The organism is Mycolicibacterium aichiense, from assembly GCF_010726245.1.
Lineage (GTDB): Bacteria > Actinomycetota > Actinomycetes > Mycobacteriales > Mycobacteriaceae > Mycobacterium > Mycobacterium aichiense.
The window spans coordinates 5,064,731-5,079,651 of sequence record NZ_AP022561.1 but is presented as its reverse complement, the minus strand read 5'-3'; the positions used below and the strand labels follow the sequence as shown (position 1 = coordinate 5,079,651).

The following is a 14,921-nucleotide window of genomic DNA, read 5'->3' as shown; positions in this document are numbered from 1 at the left end:
GTGCTAAGAATGTGTTTGGCACTCGCGACCGGTGAGTGCTAGGTCGGGACGGTGAGGCCGGGGCCGCGCACGCGGAGCACTCTCCAGCCGTCCGTCGCGGGCACTGCACCCGACCGAAGACGTGCCATCCCCAAACCGGAGGATTCACTTCGCAATGTCCAAGATCATTGCTTACGACGAAGAGGCCCGCCGCGGCCTCGAGCGGGGCCTGAACGCCCTCGCCGACGCGGTAAAGGTGACGCTGGGCCCCAAGGGTCGCAACGTCGTCCTGGAGAAGAAGTGGGGCGCCCCCACGATCACCAACGATGGTGTGTCCATCGCCAAGGAGATCGAGCTCGAGGACCCGTACGAGAAGATCGGCGCTGAGCTGGTCAAGGAAGTCGCCAAGAAGACTGACGATGTCGCGGGCGACGGCACCACCACCGCCACCGTGCTCGCTCAGGCTCTGGTTCGCGAAGGTCTGCGCAACGTCGCTGCCGGCGCCAACCCGCTCGGCCTGAAGCGCGGCATCGAGAAGGCCGTCGAGAAGATCACCGAGACGCTCCTCAAGAGCGCCAAGGAGGTCGAGACCAAGGACCAGATCGCGGCCACCGCCGGGATCTCCGCGGGCGACCAGACCATCGGTGACCTGATCGCCGAGGCCATGGACAAGGTCGGCAACGAGGGTGTCATCACCGTCGAGGAGTCGAACACCTTCGGCCTGCAGCTCGAGCTCACCGAGGGTATGCGCTTCGACAAGGGCTACATCTCGGGTTACTTCGTGACCGACGCCGAGCGTCAGGAAGCGGTCCTCGAGGATCCGTACATCCTGCTGGTGTCGTCGAAGGTCTCGACCGTCAAGGACCTGCTTCCCTTGCTGGAGAAGGTCATTCAGTCGGGCAAGCCGCTGCTGATCATCGCCGAGGACGTCGAGGGCGAAGCCCTGTCCACCCTGGTGGTCAACAAGATCCGTGGCACCTTCAAGTCCGTCGCCGTCAAGGCCCCGGGCTTCGGTGACCGCCGCAAGGCCATGCTGCAGGACATCGCGATCCTGACCGGTGGCCAGGTTGTCAGCGAGGAGGTCGGCCTCTCGCTCGAGACCGCCGATATCTCGCTGCTGGGTCAGGCCCGCAAGATCGTCGTCACCAAGGACGAGACCACCATCGTCGAGGGTGCCGGTGATTCCGACGCCATCGCCGGCCGGGTGGCTCAGATCCGTGCCGAGATCGAGAACAGCGACTCCGACTACGACCGCGAGAAGCTGCAGGAGCGCCTGGCCAAGCTGGCCGGCGGTGTTGCGGTGATCAAGGCCGGAGCTGCCACCGAGGTGGAGCTCAAGGAGCGCAAGCACCGCATCGAAGATGCCGTGCGCAACGCCAAGGCCGCTGTCGAGGAGGGCATCGTCGCCGGTGGTGGCGTGGCTCTGCTGCAGTCGGCTCCGGCTCTGGACGAGCTGTCGCTCTCCGGTGACGAGGCCACCGGTGCCAACATCGTGCGCGTCGCGCTGTCGGCTCCGCTGAAGCAGATCGCCTTCAACGCGGGCCTCGAGCCCGGCGTTGTCGCCGAGAAGGTTCAGAACTCGCCCTCCGGAACCGGCCTCAACGCCGCGTCCGGCGAGTACGAAGACCTGCTCAAGGCCGGCGTTGCCGACCCGGTGAAGGTCACCCGCTCGGCGCTGCAGAACGCGGCGTCCATCGCGGCGCTGTTCCTCACCACGGAGGCCGTCGTCGCCGACAAGCCGGAGAAGGCCGCCGCACCTGCGGGCGACCCGACCGGTGGCATGGGCGGTATGGACTTCTAAGTCCCTGTACGAAAGAAGCCCCGGCTCGCTTGGCGAGCCGGGGCTTTTTCGTTATCCCCAGTGTGGGCTTTATGCACAGAATTTGGTGAATTCCCGTGCGCAGCACCCACAGTCGCGAAGCGGACTGTGATCGTGTCGAGGTGCAACCCTTCATCGGAAGTGCCGCGGTGCGCCGCGGTGACGTCACCCGACGTGCGCTTATCCGCAAGCACAGAGCGATCTACCGCGACGTTTACCTTTCCCGCGACATTGAACTGACTGCGCAATTGCGTGCGCGGGCCGCATATCTGGCAACAGGAGCCACGTTATGCGGCCTATCAGCCGCAGCCGCATTCGGTACTAAGTGGCTTGATCCTTCGGCGCCAGCGGAGATCATTCGCGCAGACCGCCATGCCCCGCGCGGCATTGTCGTCCACACGTGGGCACTCGCGTCCGATGAGACGTGCCTGACGAGAAGCATGTGGGTGACGACAGCGGCCCGCACCGCGTTCGATATCGGCCGATACATGAATCCCCAGCGGGCCATCCCGATTGTGGATGCTCTGATGAATGCCACCGGCCTCGAGCAGGCTGCTATCCGAGCAGTGGCTGATCGGCACCCAAGCGCTCGCGGGGTTTCGCGACTGCGGTCGATATTGCGACTCGTTGATGGAGGTGCGGAATCCCCGCAGGAGAGCCGGCTGCGACTGCTGCTCGTCGAGGCAGGGTTGCCGCGTCCGGAAACACAGATTGAGTTTCGGGATCTGCACATTCGCGTGGACATGGGTTGGCGGGAATGGAAAGTCGCCGTCGAATACGACGGCGTCCAGCATTGGACCAATCGTCGTCAACGAGCTTGGGACCTCGAGCGGATCGCGCAACTGGAAGCTGTCGGGTGGGTCGTTGTTCGGGTCAGCGCCGACATGATGAAGCGACCGGAGATCATCGTTGAACGCGTGGCCAGCAAGCTGCGCGCGGCGGGCTGCCTCATTTAGCGGCGAGTGTGGGCCTTGTGCACGGTTATTCGCCGATTTGCGTGCAGGAAGCCCACACTCGCGGCTCAACCCAACGGCACGCAGTCGTCGCCGCAGCCGGATGCCGTGGCCACACCCGGGACCGCAGGGCGGTGCAACACCGCTCGCTGCGGGATGACCCGCAGCCGGTCGTCGGCGAACTCGCCGCGGCCGTCGACGATCAAGCTGTACCCACCCGGCTCTCGCGGCGGCCACACCATCGTGACATCGGGGTGCGCCAGCGCGTTGCGCCGCGTGCTGTTACCCACCGAACCGATGTCGAGCACGCCCGCGACGAGCCGAGGGTCCACTGCCACGGTGTGCGCGCGGTGCTCGTCGCTCACGGTGATCAGGTAGCCGAACGGGTAGTCGTCCAGCGTGCCGGCGAGCTGATCGAGATCCACCTTGACGCTCATGGGGCGACGATACTGCCGCCGATCCGCCGAAACCCGGGGAATACCGCCGCGGTGCCCTAGGGTTGCCAACGAAATGCCGCTGCCTACGCCGTCTCCCACGTCCACCGCCGTCGTCACCGGCGCTTCCTCCGGCATCGGCGCAGACCTCGCCAGAGAACTCGCCGCCCGCGGGCACGGGGTCACCCTCGTCGCCCGCCGCGAGGACAAGCTCAGAGAATTGGCCGCCGAACTGCACGACAAGGTCCGCGTCGAGGTCATCGCGTGTGACGTCGCCGACGCTGACGCCCGTGCCACCCTTTTCGACGAGGTCGAGCGACGAGGCCTGACCGTCGACATTCTGGTCAACAACGCCGGCATCGGCGTGGTCGGATCGGTCGCCACCGCACCCGTCGCGGACGAGATCGCTCAGGTACGCGTCAACGTCGAAGCCGTCATCGACCTCACCTCACGCGCTGTCCAGCAGATGGTGCCGCGCGGCCGCGGTGCGATCCTCAACGTCGGTTCGACCGCAGGCTTCCAACCGTTCCCGGGCCAGGCCGGCTACGCCGCCACCAAAGCCTTCGTCCGCAGCTTCACCGCCGGGCTGCGCGGCGAGCTCGCCGGCACCGGTGTGACCGCTGCGGTCCTACACCCCGGCCCGGTGCGCACCGAATTCCTCAGCGCCGCCGGGATGGACGAACGCGAATTCGCCGACGCCTTCCCGAAATTCATGTGGATGCCGTCGCGGACCGTCGCGAAGATCGGCATCGACGCGCTGGCCGGCGACCGCGGCGACGTCATCGCAGGCATTCAGAACGTGATCAGCACCCGGATCTTCCAGGCACTGCCGCATCGTGTGCTGCTGCCGCTGCTGAGCAAGAGCCACCCCGCGCTCAAGCGCGACGCATCACGGCGCTGACGGCCACGGCCGCATCCAGCCCTCGACCGGCAGGTCGAGCCCGTTGCACAGCGTGCACACGGTCCGGTACCAGCCGACGGCGATCAACAGTTCCATTCGCTGCTCGTCGTCGAAGCTCTCACCCAGCGCAGCCCAGGTGGACGCCGACCACGAGCCGGTGCGCTCCAGCTCGTCGACGGCCTCGATGAGCACCCGCTCCGCAGCGCTCCAGCGCGCGTCGTCAGCAGGACCGACCGCCAGTGCATCGGCCTCCTCACCGGACACCCCGGCGATCGGTCCCCAAAACGCGGCCTGCCCGCCCCACTCGTAGGCGCAGCGCACCAGCCCGCAAATCCGCAGGATCGCGATCGTGCGGACGCGCGGTGGCAACCGGGTGTCGACGTAGAGGGACTCACCCATCTTGCGCAGCTTGCGCGCCATGTCGGGGTGCCGCTGCAGACACCGCACCAGCAGCAACGGCTCGTAGGTGCGATCGGGATGGCCCCAACTCCCGATGTCGGCGGCGTCGGCGTCACTCCACGGTTGAGCCAGCGGCGCTACCCGGCTCACAGGGCGGGTGCGGGAGCCGCTTGCCGTCCGCGGATCAGCTTGCCCGGCAGCGCCGACGTCGGCACCCCGTTCTCCGAGATCACCTCACCGGCGACGATCGTCGCGACATAGCCGTCCGCGGTCTGGTCGAGCCGCCGCCCGCCCGCGGGTAGGTCGGCCTTGACGGTGGGCTGGTGCAGCCGCAGCGCATCGGCGTCGATCACATTGACGTCGGCTTTGTAGCCCACTGCCAGCCGGCCGCGGTCGGCCAGCCCCGCGATGCGGGCAGGCACCGATGTCAGCTCCTGGATCACTCGTTGCACCGACAGTCGACCCGACGGCCTGTCGCGCACCCAGTGCGTCAGCATGTAGGTGGGAAAGCTTGCGTCGCAGATCATTCCGTAGTGTGCGCCGCCGTCGCCCAGGCCCAGGACGACATCGTCGCGCTGGATCAGTTCGGCCACCGTGTCCAGTGAGTTGTCCCGGAAGTTGGCCAGCGTCACCAGCAGCATGGCGTGACCGTCGTCGTCGAGCAGCCGGTCGTAGGCCTCCTCGAGCGGGCTGACGCCGCGTGCGGCGGCCCGTGCGCCGATCGAATCCTCCGGCGACGGTTCATAATTCGGCGGATCACCGAGCGGGAACATGTAGTTCCACGCCTGCGCGGCGAACATCAGCGGGTGGCCGTCGCTGGCCGGCTTGTCGTTCAGGATGCGTTCGCGCACTTCGGGTTTGCGCATCTCGGCGACGCGCTCGGCCAGCGGCAGATCGGCGATCTCCCGGTATGCCGGGTACATGACGAACGGGTTGCCGGACAGGTCCAGACCGAGAACCAGGCCGATCGGTCGCGGGAAGATCTGTCCCGTGACGTCGCCGCCATTGGCGTTGGCCTTCTCGACCATCCGCAGTGCGTCGAGGTGAATCGGCGGGCCCGCGTTGCCGATCGCGAGCGTGAAGGTCACCGGCAGCCCTACGTCGGAGGCGACGTCGAACACCGCGCTGAGTGCACCCTCGTAGTCGCCGGCCATCAGATCTGGCACGAACTGCAGCAGTCCGCCGCCGGCGTCGTCGACACCCCGAGCGATCGCCTCGATCTCCTCGTACTGCGCCTCGTAGCTCGGAATCGGTTGGCCACCAGATGTTTTATGCAGGGTTAGGCGTGACGAGGCGAAGCCCAGCGCGCCCGCGCGAATAGCCTCCTCGGCCAGCTTGCGCATCATCGCCAGGTCCTCGGGCGTGGGCAGCTCGCGGTTGACGCCGCGCTCGCCCATCACGTACACCCGCAGCGGGGAGTGCGGCAGGAACGCCGCGACGTCGATGTCTCGCTGTCGGGAATCCAGTGCGTCGAGGAATTCCGGGAAGGTCTCCCAGGTCCACGGCAGTCCGTCGACCATCACGACGCCGGGGATGTCCTCGACACCGGCCATGACGTCGACGAGCGTGTCGTGGTCTTCTGGGCGACAGGGCGCGAAGCCGACGCCGCAGTTACCCATGACGGCGGTGGTCACCCCGTGAGCCGAGGACGGCGTCATCCGATCCGACCAGATCGCCTGCCCGTCGTAATGGGTGTGCAGGTCGACGAACCCGGGGGTGACGAGGAGGCCGGTGGCGTCGATCTCGCGCTCACCCTTCTCGGGGACGGTGCCCACCGCGGCGATGACGCCGTCGGACACCGCGACGTCGCCGGGGTAGGGCTCCCCGCCCAGCCCGTCGACGATCGTTCCGTTGCGGATGACCAGGTCATAGCTCATACCGACGACATTACGTCGCAACCCCCTGTCACGATGGAGGTGTGATCGATCATTTCGGAATCAACTGTGACAACTACGCCGAATCCCAGGAGTTCTACGACAAGGTGCTGCACGTCTTGGGCTACCACCGGGTGATGGATTTCGGTGAGGCCATCGGTTACGGCACCGACGGCAAGCCCTCGTTCTGGATCGCCGACGCGTCCGCCGGTGACGCCACCGGACCCAACCGGGAGGTGCACATCGCCTTCGCGGCCAAGGACGCCGAATCGGTCCAGGCGTTCTTCCACACCGCCCTGGCGCTCGGCGTCGAGCCGCTGCACGAGCCGCGACTATGGCCCGAGTACCACCCCGGCTATTACGGCGCCTTCGTTCGCGACCCCGAGGGCAACAACGTCGAAGCGGTCTTCCACGGCGCCCAGCCTGAGGCCCAGACCCCGACGAACTCCGCGTAGCGTCTGACGTTATGGCCGACTCACTGTCCGACGCAGATGCCGCCCGCGAACTCCTGCGGGACTCGTTCACCCGCATCATCGAGCACGTCCAGGACATCACCGACGATCTGACCGAGGAACTCTCGTTCTTCCGGCCGACCTCGACGGCCAACAGCATCGCGTGGCTGGTGTGGCACAGCGCTCGGATCCAGGACGCGCAGCTCGCTGATATCGCCGGAACCGAGCAGGTGTGGTTCAGCGGCGGATGGGTGGACCGCTTCGACCTGGACCTGCCCCGCGACGCGCACGGCTATGGCCACACCCCCGAGGAGGTCGGCAAGGTACGGGTGCCCGCCGACCTACTGGCCGGCTACTACCACGCCGTGCACAAGGTCACCCTGGAGTACATCGCCAGCGTCACCACCGAGGAACTCGCCCGCGTGGTCGACAAGAACTGGACTCCGCCGGTAACGGCAAGCATGCGGTTGGTCAGCATCATCGACGACTGCGCCCAGCATCTGGGTCAGGCGGCGTACGTGCGGGGCATCGCCCGCTGATCACTACCGCGGTCCGGTGGTGGCCGCCGGTCGGGCTGGCCGTGATGGCGCTGCTCGGTTGGGCTGTCGGGATGGGCTCGACCGCGGTCGACGACTGGTTCCAGCAAGCCCACGGCAGCTGGCTGGGACGACTGCTGTTCTTCACCGATCAGCGCACGATTTCGGTGATTCTGGTCGGCGCGCTGGCGTTGGCCGTCTATCGGCGCCAGTGGCCCCTGGTCGCCGCGGTCGTAGTGAGTCCTGTTGCGGCCATCTGGCTTTCGCGCCTCTTCAAGGAGATGTTCGGTCGGCAGAAGGGTGGCGGGCTCGCCTACCCGAGCGGCCACACCACGCTGATGGTGGTGGTGCTCGGCATGGTGCTTCTTGTGGTGGGTGCGCAGCTGTATGTCGTGGCGGTCGCTGTCGTCTGGGTGCTGCTCGGGATGGTCGGTCAGGCGGTGACCTATCACTACTTCACCGACGCCGTCGGCGGGCTCCTGCTGGGCAGCGTGATCGCCTGCCTGGCCGCCGCGCTCGTCGGCTGGAACCGCCGTTCACCCCGGCGTCACCCCCGGTTTCCTTGACGCTGCTAATTTCCGCGCGTGTCACTAGACAGCCACGGCTACACGGTTTTCGACGACGACGATGACGACCCGGTGCTGCTCGACGCCGCCGGTTTGGCCGTCGACACCTGGCGGGAGAACTATCCGTACGAACATCGGATGTCGCGCAACGAGTACGAGGAGCAGAAGCGGCTCCTGCAGATCGAGCTGCTGAAGCTGCAGAAGTGGAGCCAGACGAACGGGCTGCGGCACGTCCTGGTGTTCGAGGGGCGCGATGCAGCCGGCAAGGGCGGCACCATCAAGCGCTTCATGGAGCACCTCAACCCCAGGGGCGCTCGGGTGGTGGCGCTGGAGAAGCCCACCGAGAAGGAACGCACTCAGTGGTACTTCCAGCGCTACGTCAACCACCTGCCCGCGGCTGGCGAGATCGTGATGTTCGACCGGTCCTGGTACAACCGCGCCGGGGTGGAACGGGTGATGGGGTACTGCACGCCCAAGCAGCACGCCGAGTTCATCCGGCAGGCCCCGTTGTTCGAGCAGATGCTGGTCAACGACGGGATCAGCCTGACCAAGCTGTGGTTCTCGGTGTCCTCGAGCGAGCAGCGCACCCGGTTCACCATCCGCCAGGTCGATCCGGTCCGCCAGTGGAAACTATCGCCGACGGACCTGGCGTCGCTGGACAAATGGCACGAGTACACCTCGGCCAAGGAAGACATGTTCGCCTGGACGGACACTGAGATCGCGCCGTGGACGGTCATCAAGAGCAACGACAAGAAACGCGCGCGGATCAACGCGATGCGCCATGTGCTGAGTAAGTTCAACTACGACAACAAAGACCATGAGGTGGTCGGCCAGCCCGACCCCTTGATCGTGGGCCGCGCAACTCACTCCGACTGAGGCGTCGCGTCCCCGCAGAGGAGGACGCGTGCGGTTCGCGACGACGCTACTGATGTGGCTCGTCACGACGCTCTTGTTGGCGGTCGCCTTGCCTGCGGCCTGGGTGCAGCAGCACCTGGTCGACGAGGACGGCTACGCGGCGCTGGCGCAGAGGGCGGCGGCCGATCCCGGACTGCAGTCGGCGATGGCCTCGGAGCTGACCTCGCAGGTGGGTCGATTGGGTACCGGCGTGAACACCGGAACCGTGAGTCTGGTTGCGGCTGCCTACACCGCGAGTTCGACCTTCCCGGGACAGTTCGCGCAGGCGAATCGCTTCGCGCACCGCTGGTTGTTCACCGACCGGGTCCGCTCGAGTGTCGATTCGCAAGGCCGGTGGGTGATCGACGCCGCGCCGATGCTGTCGGACGCCGCGTTCAAAGAGACGCTCAGCGACTACAACGTCACCTTGCCGTCCTCGATACCAATCCCGTTGACCGACAACGCACCTGCGGCGTTACGGCCCGGTGCGTTGCGTCCGGTCGCGACCTTCGGCCCGTGGGTGAGTGTCGGTGCGGCTGTGGTGGCCGGGATGTTCGCGCTGCTCACCCTTTTCGTGGCTCGCAGTCGCGGCAAGATGCTTGTGGGGCTCGGGGTGTCAGCTCTGCTGGTGGGGGCTTCCGGTTGGGCGGCAATCGAATTCGGCCGCAGACGCCTGGATGCGGTGTTGAACAACTCGTCCGGTGACATCCGGCGGATAGCCGAGGTGATGATCGGCACCGCGCAGGACAGCATGCATCAGTGGCTGAATATCACTTTGATTGTCGGGGGCGGGCTCGTCATCATCGGGGTGATCGTCTCGCTCCTGGTGAGCCTGGCCAAGACGAATTAGTCGGACGGCTCGTCGTCCTCTGCGCGGTAATGCCGGGCAACGGGGTCGCGTAAGCCGTATCCCATGGGGCGGATGGTGCCGATTCGATAGCCGATGAGGTAGAGGATCGGTGGCAGGAACGCCATCGAAACCGACAGTGCCGCAGCAACGATGGCTTGTGTGTTCTGGCCTCGCGCCTTCGGCAGTTTGCGTGTCGCATCGTCGATCCCGGAGACGAGGGCTCCCAGGCAAATCAGCCCAGCGGCCGGCAGGGTCTTCGCGTCCCACCCCGCTAACGCGCCTCCGAGACCGAAGAACGCAACTATCGCAACGAACAGCCACCATGTTTTGGACGCGGTGATGCGACCGGGATAGCTGTCCCGTGGTGGCATCGACGGTGGCTCGTCGGGATCGATCTCAGAGGGATCGGGAGCGCTGTCCTGCATCGAGAAGGCGTGGTTGCGTCCGCGGATCCTGATGTAGGACGTCTTGAAGTACGCGTGCAGGACGGTGACAAAAGCGATGCAGAGTGCCGCGGCCACAACAACTTTCCATCCCCGGCCTGCCAAGCTCAAGGAGATGAAGGCGCCGCCGAGCAGCGAGCCGAACCAATACACCCAACGCTCATACTGACGGTCTTTGACGAACGCGGTGCCGAGCCAGGCGCCGACGAGCAGTGCTGCCCCGGCGATAAAAAGCCAGTGCGACCAGGTTTCAAGAGTCATGGTCGACGGAATGGGTGCCGCTGCCTCTGCCAGTAGGGTGTCGGAGCCCGACGGCGTAACCGAGTGCGTACGCGGCAATCGGGGCCAGCCACAGCAGAATCGAGGCTACGACGATCACAGCTGCTTGAACGCGCTGGCCCCGGGCTGGGCCCAGTCCGCGAGACGCATCATCGAGTCCCGAGATGGCCCCGAGCGCAGTGAGTACGACTGCAACGGCCATCGTCTGCCATCGCCAGCCTCCGAGGTAAACGCCGACGCCAGCGGCTGTCGTGAGGATGGCGAAGATCCACCAGACTGTTCCTGCCGTTACTGGACCGGGATAGTGGTTGGCTGACAGCTGAGCGGGTGCGCCCTCGCCGGAATCTGGGTCTTGACCTGAACTTCTGTCCGTCAACGTCAACGCGAAGGTCCGCCGGCCGATCTTCAAGTACGGAGTGGTGAGCCAGGCCCAGAAGACCACCGCGAATGAGAAGCCCACGAAGGTGATGACGGTCGTCTTTAGGCCAAGTGGTAGTAACGACACCGCTGCGCACGCGACCGCTGAAATCCAGCCCAACCAGTAGACAAGTCTCTTGGCCTCAACAGAATCTGCGCGGGCGATGCCTGCTGTAGTCGCAAGTATGAGTACAAGTGCGACCACGAACAATACAGTTGACCAAGCAGGAAAATGGGCCGCGGTCGCGGAAATGGGCTCACTTGTCGAATAGTCCACCCGTTGCACCTCCAATCCATTTACCAAGTTCGCCGGTCGCTATACCGGCCACCAGAGCAGCCGCAAAGGTAGCCTCGGGACCAGCGACGGACGAAACCGCGATCGCGGTGCCCCAGGCACCCAAACCGCCCAGTGCAGTGCCGCCCGCGAATTCTCCGATCGCCTGCCCTGCAGGCTTGCCGTGCTTGATGTCCTCGTACGTCAGTACGGCGTCGAATATTGTGGCGGCTCGACCTGTGTACTTGCCGAACTCTGAGATGGCCTTCACATCTGAGAGTGACATTCTGTCGAAGTCATGCGCGTTTACCGGCAGGCCTTTGGCGTATCCACCAACTCCGGCGGAAAACCCGCTCATGAGATCGGTGTTCTGCTGGACAAGCTCGTTCCAGGGTATGCCGCTGGAGGCCTTGGAAATCAAGGCCTCCGCACCTTCCTTTGATACGCCCTCGCGCTGAAGCATGTCGAGAGCTCGCTGAGTGACCAGGACCCGTCCATGCTGCTCACTGTCATCGAGCAGTTGCGTCACTTGGTCGGGTGTCAGCGGGTTCGTGCCGAACGCCCCTTGCTCCAGCTTCTGTTGCCACTCGAGACGCGTCCGTGCTCGGCTTCTTGCGTCGCCTCCAACCATCGGGTCGGTCGGCAATGGCCCCGTGAAGTGAGCCATCCGGAAATCATCGAGCCGTTCACCGGCCAACCGACGAGCGTCCGCGTCCGCGCTGGGATTCGTCGCAGTGGCGAAGTCGCGCAAACGTGCTGCGGCGTCCGCCTTTTCCGGTGTCATCGGGCCGTCGCTGTTGACCAACGCCTCGTCTTTGGCGCGCTGATTCGCGTCGTAGTAGTCGGTGGATTCGCGGCCCCGCTGCTCGGCTCCGGGCTCCCCGTCACCGTCGACGTCCTCAATCGGCGCGGGATCGTAGCCGTGCTCGGCACGCAGGTCGGTCAAGGTCGCATTCAACTTCGTACCGTAGTCGTCGCGCAGGGCCTCGACTTGGTGTAGCACCCCGGAGGTCACGGTGATCGCGTTGTCCTCTAGCGCGGAGGTGTCCTGGTCGTGCGCCAGCGCTTGATCGATGAGTGCGTCGATGTAGTGCAACTGGGTGTTGAGGTTCTCCACTTGCATGCCTGAAAAGCGCTGTGTCTCAGCGAGAGTTGCCGCGATGTTCGACAGGTCCACGCCGATGGCCGGCAGTTGGTCACGCTGGACCATCAGCCGGGTCGTAGCGCGTTGAACCTCGGCGCTGTCATTGATCGGATGTTCGCCGTTCTCGCGGTTCCACGAAGCTTGAAATCGCTGCTGTGCCTGTGCGAACTCCGAGTACGTCTCGGCTGTACAGGCGCCCGCGCTGTAGAACGCCCGGCCGAGGTCGTTGATCGCCCCCGGGTCCCCACTTTGCAGGGTCTGGTCTACCTGCCACGGATCGCCGCCGGCCTCACCGATGAGGGCGCCGATGCTGATGTGCTTGAGGCTCGGATATTCGGTCACAGCACCGAACGCAGGGCCTCGGCATTGCGTTCCTCCATCTCCACGAACACTGAAGCCGTCTTATGGCCCTTGTCGCCGAGGACCCCAAGCCGGTTTTCGTGATCGCGTAGCCGCTGGATGTGGTTGCTGTGCGCATCGGAGAGTGCGCCGTGAAATGACTCGGCAGCAGCGAAACTGCCGAAAATGCCGGCGCCGACTGTTGCCCGACTGAGCTGGTCAGCGCCCTCCATCGCAAAGGACGCAGCGTTGTAGGACCGGTTCGCCCCGGAGCGCATCTCATCGACATCGACCTGCACCGGACACCCCCTAGTGAGTTAGCTGTTAGCTTGAGGGTACTCGATAGTCCACGCTGGTCAACTCACCCAATCAGCCCAGCATCCGGTGCAGGAACGAGTAGCTCAGCGCCGACTTGAACGCCGTTTGCGCATTGTCCGCCGCCCCGGCGTGGCCGCCCTCGATGTTCTCGTAGTACCAGACCGGATGCCCGGCAGCCTCCAACGCGGCCGTCATCTTACGGGCGTGGCCGGGGTGCACCCGATCGTCGCGCGTCGACGTGGTGATCAGCACGGGGGGATACCGCTTGTCGGGCGAAATGTTCTGGTAGGGCGAGTACTCCGAGATGAATGCCCAGTCCTCGGGCTCGTCCGGATCGCCGTACTCCGCCACCCACGACGCGCCGGCCAGCAGCAGATGGAACCGCTTCATGTCCAGCAGCGGCACCTGGCACACCAGCGCACCGAAAAGCTGCGGGTACTTGGTCAACATGATGCCCATCAGCAGGCCGCCGTTGCTGCCACCCTGTGCACCCAGCTGTTCGACGGTGGTAATACCGCGGGCGACGAGATCGCTTGCCACCGCTGCGAAGTCCTCGGCTACCTTGTGCCGGCCCTCGCGCATGGCCTGGGTGTGCCAGCCCGGCCCGTACTCTCCGCCGCCGCGGATGTTCGCCAACACATACGTCCCGCCCCGCGACAGCCACAGCCGCCCCAGCACCCCGTCGTAGCCGGGAGTCCGTGACACCTCGAATCCGCCGTAGCCGCCCAGCAGCGTCGGGCCCGGCGCCCCGTCGTGCTTGTGCCCAACGACGAAGTAGGGGATGGCGGTGCCGTCGTCGGAGGTGGCGAAGTGCTGGGACACCTCAAGGTCGGCGGCGTCGAAGAACGATGGCGCCCGCTTGATCTCGGTGAGCTCGCCGCCCGCCGTGCCGTGCAGCAGTCGCGACGGCGTGATGAAATCGCTGGAATCCAAGAAGATTTCGTCGCCGTCTGGATCGGTGGCAACGATGACGGTGTTGTCCCCGACGCCCGCGACGGGTTCACGGGTCCAGGATCCCGGTGTCACGATCTCGACCCGACTGGCGACGTCGACCAGACTGACCAGCAGCAGGCGATCGAGAGTCCACGAGTATTGGTGCAGGCTGGGATGCTCGTCAGGTTCGAATACAACCGCTAATTCTGCTGTCCCCGCGAGGAATTCGTCGTACCCGGCGGCGAGCAGCGACCCGGCGCGGTATGACGCGCTGCCGGTGTCCCAGTCGCTGCGCAGTTCGATCAGCAGCCACTCACGGTGCACCGACACGCTGGCATCGGTCGGGGCGTCAATGCGAATCAGCTCGCCGCCGCGAAGCTCGTACACCTCGTCATTGAAAAAGTCGATCGCACGGTGCAGCATCGTGCGCTCATATCCGGGTGTGCGGTCGGCCGAGGCCCCGACGATCACGTCGGTGACCGGTCCGGTGAACACTGTCTCCGCCTCGGTCAGCGGCTGGCCGCGTCGCCACCGCTTGACCACCCGCGGATAGCCGGACTCGGTCATCGAATCGGGTCCGAAGTCGGTTCCCACCAAGACCGTGTCGTGGTCCTCCCACGACACCTGCGACTTCGCTTCCGGCAATGTGAACCCGTCAGCGACGAATTGTCGTGTGATCATGTCGAATTCGCGTACAATCGCCGCGTCCGAGCCGCCCGGTGACAGACTGACCAGCGCCCGTGTGTAGTCCGGCTCGATGACGTCCGCGCCCGCCCACACCCACTTCTCACCGTCGGCGGCGGCAAGAGCGTCGACGTCGATGACCACGTCCCAGTCGGGTTCCTCGGTGAGGTAGCTCTCCAGCGTGGTCCGCTGCCACAGCCCCCTTGGGTTCTCGGCGTCGCGCCAGAAGTTGTAGAGATACTCACCGCGCCGGCGCACGTATGGAATCCGCGCGTCGGTGTCGAGAACCTCGAGCGCCTCGGCGCGCATCTCCTCGAACCTCTCGTCGCTGAACTCGGCGACGGTCGGATCGTTGTGCTTGCGCACCCATGCGAGCTGGTCTTCACCGGCGATTTCTTCGAGCCACAGGTAAGGGTCGTCTTCGGCCATGCCC

At 65.5% G+C, this 14,921-nt stretch carries 15 protein-coding genes; 8 read left to right on the top strand and 7 right to left on the bottom strand.

Annotation, left to right across the window (positions count from 1 at the left end):
• Positions 1-154: 154 nt before the first annotated feature.
• Positions 155-1,780: a chaperonin GroEL gene (gene groL, locus G6N32_RS24525; protein ID WP_115318519.1), complete on the top strand. Its 1,626-nt coding sequence runs from the start codon at positions 155-157 to the stop codon at positions 1,778-1,780.
• A gap of 140 nt (positions 1,781-1,920) precedes the next feature.
• Positions 1,921-2,754 carry a DUF559 domain-containing protein gene (locus G6N32_RS24520; RefSeq protein ID WP_115319044.1) on the top strand — a complete coding sequence of 278 codons (834 nt, stop codon included), beginning with the start codon at positions 1,921-1,923 and terminating at the stop codon, positions 2,752-2,754.
• A gap of 65 nt (positions 2,755-2,819) precedes the next feature.
• On the opposite strand, the gene G6N32_RS24515 is transcribed toward G6N32_RS24520, so the two are convergent.
• Positions 2,820-3,188 carry a pyridoxamine 5'-phosphate oxidase family protein gene (locus tag G6N32_RS24515; RefSeq protein ID WP_115318520.1) on the bottom strand — a complete coding sequence of 123 codons (369 nt, stop codon included), beginning with the start codon at positions 3,186-3,188 and terminating at the stop codon, positions 2,820-2,822.
• Between the two features lie 73 nt (positions 3,189-3,261).
• On the opposite strand from G6N32_RS24515, the gene G6N32_RS24510 reads away from it, so the two are divergent.
• Positions 3,262-4,086: an SDR family NAD(P)-dependent oxidoreductase gene (locus G6N32_RS24510; protein ID WP_115318521.1), complete on the top strand. Its 825-nt coding sequence runs from the start codon at positions 3,262-3,264 to the stop codon at positions 4,084-4,086.
• Here the strand turns inward: G6N32_RS24510 and G6N32_RS24505 are convergent.
• A complete protein-coding gene (locus tag G6N32_RS24505; RefSeq protein WP_115318522.1) occupies positions 4,075-4,635 on the bottom strand; it encodes a carboxymuconolactone decarboxylase family protein in 561 nt (186 codons plus the stop codon). The genes G6N32_RS24510 and G6N32_RS24505 overlap by 12 nt on opposite strands.
• A complete protein-coding gene (locus G6N32_RS24500) occupies positions 4,632-6,362 on the bottom strand; it encodes an N-acyl-D-amino-acid deacylase family protein (RefSeq protein WP_115318523.1) in 1,731 nt (576 codons plus the stop codon). The genes G6N32_RS24505 and G6N32_RS24500 overlap by 4 nt, the downstream gene beginning before the upstream one ends.
• A gap of 41 nt (positions 6,363-6,403) precedes the next feature.
• Here G6N32_RS24500 and G6N32_RS24495 point away from each other — a divergent pair, with 41 nt between their 5' ends.
• The 5 genes from G6N32_RS24495 to G6N32_RS24475 are packed head-to-tail and all read left to right on the top strand — an operon-like array spanning position 6,404 to position 9,657.
• Positions 6,404-6,814 carry a VOC family protein gene (locus G6N32_RS24495; protein ID WP_102805252.1) on the top strand — a complete coding sequence of 137 codons (411 nt, stop codon included), beginning with the start codon at positions 6,404-6,406 and terminating at the stop codon, positions 6,812-6,814.
• 11 nt (positions 6,815-6,825) lie between these two features.
• Positions 6,826-7,350, top strand: coding sequence for a mycothiol transferase (locus G6N32_RS24490; protein WP_272871117.1), 525 nt, complete (start codon positions 6,826-6,828; stop codon positions 7,348-7,350).
• Positions 7,351-7,394: 44 nt separating this feature from the next.
• Positions 7,395-7,913, top strand: coding sequence for a phosphatase PAP2 family protein (locus G6N32_RS24485; protein WP_115318524.1), 519 nt, complete (start codon positions 7,395-7,397; stop codon positions 7,911-7,913).
• A gap of 18 nt (positions 7,914-7,931) precedes the next feature.
• Positions 7,932-8,789, top strand: coding sequence for a polyphosphate kinase 2 (ppk2, locus tag G6N32_RS24480; RefSeq protein ID WP_115318525.1), 858 nt, complete (start codon positions 7,932-7,934; stop codon positions 8,787-8,789).
• A gap of 28 nt (positions 8,790-8,817) precedes the next feature.
• Positions 8,818-9,657, top strand: coding sequence for a hypothetical protein (locus G6N32_RS24475; protein ID WP_115318526.1), 840 nt, complete (start codon positions 8,818-8,820; stop codon positions 9,655-9,657).
• Here the strand turns inward: G6N32_RS24475 and G6N32_RS24470 are convergent.
• The 4 genes from G6N32_RS24470 to G6N32_RS24455 form a co-directional block, all read right to left on the bottom strand.
• On the bottom strand, positions 9,654-10,361 hold the full coding sequence (locus tag G6N32_RS24470; protein WP_115318527.1) for a hypothetical protein: 708 nt from the start codon (positions 10,359-10,361) through the stop codon (positions 9,654-9,656). The two genes, G6N32_RS24475 and G6N32_RS24470, sit on opposite strands and share 4 nt — an antisense overlap.
• 692 nt (positions 10,362-11,053) lie before the next feature.
• Positions 11,054-12,556 (bottom strand): putative alpha/beta hydrolase, encoded by a 1,503-nt coding sequence (locus G6N32_RS24465; RefSeq protein ID WP_115318528.1) that lies wholly within the window; start codon positions 12,554-12,556, stop codon positions 11,054-11,056.
• The gene (locus G6N32_RS24460; RefSeq protein WP_115318529.1) at positions 12,553-12,852 is read right to left on the bottom strand and encodes a DUF2563 family protein; all 300 of its coding nucleotides are present in this window, start codon (positions 12,850-12,852) and stop codon (positions 12,553-12,555) included. Before G6N32_RS24460 ends, G6N32_RS24465 begins: the two co-directional genes overlap by 4 nt.
• A 70-nt stretch (positions 12,853-12,922) precedes the next feature.
• On the bottom strand, positions 12,923-14,917 hold the full coding sequence (locus G6N32_RS24455) for a prolyl oligopeptidase family serine peptidase (protein WP_115318530.1): 1,995 nt from the start codon (positions 14,915-14,917) through the stop codon (positions 12,923-12,925).
• Positions 14,918-14,921: the final 4 nt, after the last annotated feature.

What these genes read in the sequence shown, in the direction of transcription:
- groL (WP_115318519.1), top strand. Translation starts at nt 155, where the DNA reads ATGTCCAAGATCATTGCTTACGACGAAGAGGCCCGCCGCGGCCTCGAG.
- G6N32_RS24490 (WP_272871117.1), top strand. Translation starts at nt 6,826, where the DNA reads ATGGCCGACTCACTGTCCGACGCAGATGCCGCCCGCGAACTCCTGCGG.
- G6N32_RS24510 (WP_115318521.1), top strand. Translation starts at nt 3,262, where the DNA reads ATGCCGCTGCCTACGCCGTCTCCCACGTCCACCGCCGTCGTCACCGGC.
- G6N32_RS24500 (WP_115318523.1), bottom strand. Translation starts at nt 6,362, where the DNA reads ATGAGCTATGACCTGGTCATCCGCAACGGAACGATCGTCGACGGGCTG.
- G6N32_RS24485 (WP_115318524.1), top strand. Translation starts at nt 7,395, where the DNA reads ATGGCGCTGCTCGGTTGGGCTGTCGGGATGGGCTCGACCGCGGTCGAC.
- G6N32_RS24515 (WP_115318520.1), bottom strand. Translation starts at nt 3,188, where the DNA reads ATGAGCGTCAAGGTGGATCTCGATCAGCTCGCCGGCACGCTGGACGAC.
- G6N32_RS24455 (WP_115318530.1), bottom strand. Translation starts at nt 14,917, where the DNA reads ATGGCCGAAGACGACCCTTACCTGTGGCTCGAAGAAATCGCCGGTGAA.
- G6N32_RS24470 (WP_115318527.1), bottom strand. Translation starts at nt 10,361, where the DNA reads ATGACTCTTGAAACCTGGTCGCACTGGCTTTTTATCGCCGGGGCAGCA.